This window comes from uncultured Boseongicola sp., assembly GCF_937988555.1.
In the GTDB taxonomy this organism is placed as follows: Bacteria; Pseudomonadota; Alphaproteobacteria; order Rhodobacterales; family Rhodobacteraceae; genus Boseongicola.
This window is the reverse complement of record NZ_CALJXO010000239.1, coordinates 1-4321: the sequence shown is the minus strand read 5'-3', so window position 1 is coordinate 4321 and position 4321 is coordinate 1. Positions and strand designations below refer to the sequence as shown.

The following is a 4321-nucleotide window of genomic DNA, read 5'->3' as shown; positions in this document are numbered from 1 at the left end:
GGCGAAGTCCTTGAAGTCCTGGCCCAATCTCGCCGAAACAAGCGCACGGCCCTTAAGCTCATGCGGAAACTCCTGAAAAAGCAGATGTACATTCCGGATGAAATTGTCACTGACAAACTGGGTTCATATTCTGCGGCGCTTTGCGAACTTGGCCTGGTTCACCTTCATGTCGCAGGTGGTCGATTGAACATCCGGACCGAAGTTTCGCATCCAATGCCCGTCAGTGGTTTGTTTGCAAACCCATGAGAGGAGGCCGACGCGCCGACGAGAACGCCGAATGGGCCGGTTCAAGTCACCCGGATCAATGCCGCGTTTTCTGTCTTTCACGACGCCATCTACAACCAATTCAAGTTACAGCGTCATCTAATTTCCCGCCGAACTCTCCATCAAACCCGCGCAATAGCATTCACCGAATGGCATCAAATTTTTGCAGCTTGAAGTCCGGTTTGTGCCATTTCTCTGCCTTGTCAAAGTTACCGTGCCAAAGCCCTCGGGTAGTACTGCATAAAAATGTCCGGAGCCCGCAACGACTAAATTCTATCAGTCTCCGCAGAGAGGAGAGTTCGAAGTATAAGTCGGATCATGAATAGCGGATCGATCGGTATCATTTGAGATCGTCGAGCACGCCACGTCGGGCGATGCCTCTGCCAAGCATTTCAAGGCCCTTACTGATACCACGACCCGCGCGACCAAATTCGTGGCCGGCGCCGCGCTTGGGGCCAGCTAGCCTCGCACGATTCCGCTGAACCATGAGAGCTTCTCCCAGAACGCCTGTCAGCTCCTTCCTCACGGCATCGATATTCCATTCAGGAGATGTTGCTGCCACGGGGATCGGAGTTTTTGTGCCGATCGCCGCTCCGATCGATGTCACAGTGGATGCGATGTTTTCGAGGGCCGCTGATGGTATTCCATGCTCAGCGAAGGGCCAATTCTCAACAAGCAAATCTATGCAACTCGCAACGGCTACAAGTGGGGGGCGTCGCCGCTTTGGGACCGTTTGGAACCAAGCGTCCCACTCGGCAAGAATCGACCGATCAATCTCGCGAGCGGGTCGATTGGCTCTCGTTACGAATATAATAATGTCAGCGAGTTTCATTTCCTCAAGGATCCCTTCGCGGGTCTTCTGTGCACCATCGAGCCCAGGAAGATCGAAGACAAAACACTCAATATCCCCGAGTTCGATTTCGTACGCGGCCCCGCGGACAGTGGTTGGTGCCGCATCGGTCTCGGCCCGATCTGCCGAAACAAGAGCATTGATGAGCGTCGATTTGCCGGCGCTTACCTGGCCAATAACCGCGATACGCAGAGGGGAATCGGGTTCGGCGAGCCGGGCGCGATCAATCTCAGCGCCGTCCATCTGAATCTGCAGGAGTTCTGCGTCCGAGAAAGAAAGGCGGCCGGAGTAGAGATCGACAGCCGCTTTCGCGACTTCCTCCAGCAGAGTACCCTGCAAGATCGCGATAGCTTCCCCAGTCAGGTAGGACGAATGTCCACCAGAGAGGGCACTCTCAACTTCCCTTAAGATGCCAGCCGGAGGATTCTTTACAACTCGGACGATCCGCCATGCCTTCTGACTTAGGTTCGCCGTCTGCATGGCCCAGCCTTTCTGACGCCATACCCACAAAATCGTCGAGATGGAAATGGTGTCTGAAAGCGGGACCATCCCGCGTATGTCGGCCCGGAACTGAGCTGAAATCTGCTCAATAAGGAGCAGAGCTTCAGGGACCGTAAAGTCCAGACCGGTCCGGCGTCCGGACCTCTGAGCAACCAAGTTGACGATATCAAGTGCCGCAGTCTGAATTTCGGCCCAAGGTAAGGGGTGTGCTGTGCGTTTTCGGATCTCGATCCTCGCCGCCTCAAACAAAGCGGTTTCTTCAGCGCCCCACTCCGGGCTGAGGTCGACGCCAGATGTCCGAAGTTCAGTTGCATCTTCCACCGGCGATTGCCGTAGCTGCCAGCGTCTGGCGGTCAGTCTCAGCAGCGCCACCAGTGCACCCAAGCTGATTGAGGCTCCGATAAAATGCAGGAGCAATCCGTGTTCGACCATCCAGAAAAAGCCGAGCAGGAACGATACAATCACCGGCAAGATAAGTGCTGTGAGCGACAGAATACTTTCCCCTCGCAGGAAGACAGCTCTAAAGAGTTCAATTCTTCGCATGGTTGGCCCTGCTAAATGCGTCCCGATAGACCGCCTGCAATGTTTCGGAAGACAGCGGCTTGCTCCATGCACGGTAGTGTAGAAACATCGCCGCTGCCCGACCAAGTGCATAAGTTGTTGCGAAGCTGATTGTTCCGGCTGCGGCCGCGCCCACAGTCTGCCCATAAACCGGAATCAACTTGGCGATCTGGCGAATGCCGAAATTCGCGCTAAAGCGTGCTGCCAGGCCCACTCCCATTGAGCCCAGAAACGCTGTGGACACCTTTCGATCCCAGGAAACGCCATAAAAAGTCCCCAGATAATAAAGCATGGCAATCTGCACTGCAGGAACTGAGGCAATGCCGACAAGAGGCAGAGCGTCAGTGGCCCCGGCCGCTGTAGCATAAGTCAGCACGCGAGTTCGGATTTGTTCGAAGGCGATCTGTTCCGCGCTCTGGCTATTTTGTCTGGCCAGGAGCAAAGCAGCGGCTGGGAGCATCACTTCCAAATGCTCAATGACCTCGTCAATTCCTGTATTCTCGTCTGGTTTTTCGGGCGGCATTGCAACTGTGACCTCCCTCAAAGGTCTGCCGGTCTTCAGCCGGAAGACCTCAGCATTCGCGGCTTTCGCACGACTTAACGCTTCCTCGTCGGTGATCAGGTCGGCGCCCGTATGTAGAAGCAATACCTGCTTGGAGGGATCCTTTGCGAGCACTTCGGCCAGCGCCTCTGCCACTTCGCCCTGCACCGGGTCATCAATCCGCGCAAGGACCAAGATCGCCTGACTGTGACCTGCACTGGCAGCCAGATCGTCTGCCGGATCGTAATTGGCTTCGCCTAATCCCCGGGTATCCATGAAGCGGAGCAGGGGCTGATCTGCCGGATAATCGAACTGCCGTGACGTTCGTGTGCAGGGCTCGTAGCCGTTGCCGACTTCTATCGTGCTGAGCGCGGTTAGTGTCTGGATCAGCGAACTCTTCCCGGCTCCGGTCTTTCCGAGCAACCAGACAATTGGAATTGCGAGTTCTGCCGCCGCCTCAATTTTCTCAGGCGTCGCCGGCACAATGTTTTTCATCCATCCAAAAAGGAAACTCATGACATCATTTTAATCCGATTTTTGCCGAAGCAACTTCCTCGCCAGACACCTGGAGCGAGATTTCATTTTTCAGCGATGCGTTCAAATCAGCACTAATCTCACTTTGTTCTTAGCGACGACGGTCTTTGTCTTGGTCAGGAGACGTATCGCTCAGCATTCAATCACAGGAAGTCTCTGACACCGAGCATTTTCTCCGAGGGTCGCCTTCCTACTCCTCAAAGGGGCACTGTCAGAACAAATTAGCTTGAGACGAGAAGGGCGGTTTTGTAGCGCCCATCCACGGAAAAACGCGACCCATTTAAGGACTTTCACAGCAGCCCCGAGATCGTCCGCCTTGCGATGATGATGTACGTCCCTTTCCCAGTTTCGCTTCGGAATGTGAAGGAGCGTCTGCGATCTCGGCGACTGTCTTGCCCTGAATGATCATCTCCATCCACCTTTTCGCCTTGACGATGTTGCGAACCCGCGTGCGGTCGATCTCCGAAGGAGCCTTGCAAAGAGGAAGCTTCAACTCCACGCCGCGGCGACGCATCGAAACGGTGCGTCGATCGCCATACCCTGAGTGTCGATCTGATCAAGGTTGGCCTCAAGTGATCGGCAGAGAGCATCTTGGTTTACCCATTGTGCGATGACAAGCTTTGAATGTGTCGCGGCAAATACCTCTGGATCAACAGGGTCTGTCGGAAAGGAGTCCGAGTGCACAAACCTGCGAAGCTGTCCTTCTTCATCAAAGTCCTGTCATCCTCAAACGCTGCGAGACCTCCCCGCCCCGTCTCAAATAGGGTGCCTCTGAGAGAGCCTTTTCTTCGTTTTGACTTGCAAATAAACTCAACACCGAATTGATGAGAGTGATTGTGAGGCAAAGCGGACCTATGAAAATTTTGGTAACAGGTGGTGCTGGGTATATCGGCAGCCACGCCTGCAAAGCGCTCGCCGAGGCTGGCTTTGTGCCGGTAGCCTACGATAATTTGTCGAAGGGGCGCCGGAGCGCCGTGAACTGGGGGCCGCTGGAGGTCGGTGATCTGTCCGATCGCGACCGGCTGGATCAAGTTTTCGCGCACTATACCCCTGTTGCCGTCATGCACTTT

2 protein-coding genes and 3 pseudogenes are annotated in these 4321 nt (G+C 54.9%); 3 read left to right on the top strand and 2 right to left on the bottom strand.

The window, feature by feature from the left end:
- A pseudogene (locus tag Q1B15_RS14700) lies at positions 1-438 on the top strand (DDE-type integrase/transposase/recombinase); the annotation flags it as partial.
- Between the two features lie 166 nt (positions 439-604).
- On the opposite strand, the pseudogene Q1B15_RS14695 reads toward Q1B15_RS14700, so the two are convergent.
- Both Q1B15_RS14695 and Q1B15_RS14690 read right to left on the bottom strand, forming a co-directional pair.
- A pseudogene (locus Q1B15_RS14695) lies at positions 605-1333 on the bottom strand (GTPase); the annotation flags it as partial.
- Between the two features lie 811 nt (positions 1334-2144).
- Positions 2145-3233, bottom strand: a complete 1089-nt coding sequence (locus tag Q1B15_RS14690) for a GTPase (RefSeq protein ID WP_299754864.1) — start codon at positions 3231-3233, stop codon at positions 2145-2147.
- Between the two features lie 285 nt (positions 3234-3518).
- On the opposite strand from Q1B15_RS14690, the pseudogene Q1B15_RS14685 reads away from it, so the two are divergent.
- Positions 3519-3626 (top strand): annotated as a pseudogene (locus Q1B15_RS14685) (IS6 family transposase); the annotation flags it as partial.
- 479 nt (positions 3627-4105) lie between these two features.
- A partial coding sequence (locus Q1B15_RS14680; RefSeq protein ID WP_299754862.1) for an NAD-dependent epimerase/dehydratase family protein occupies positions 4106-4321 on the top strand: 216 nt, incomplete at its 3' end.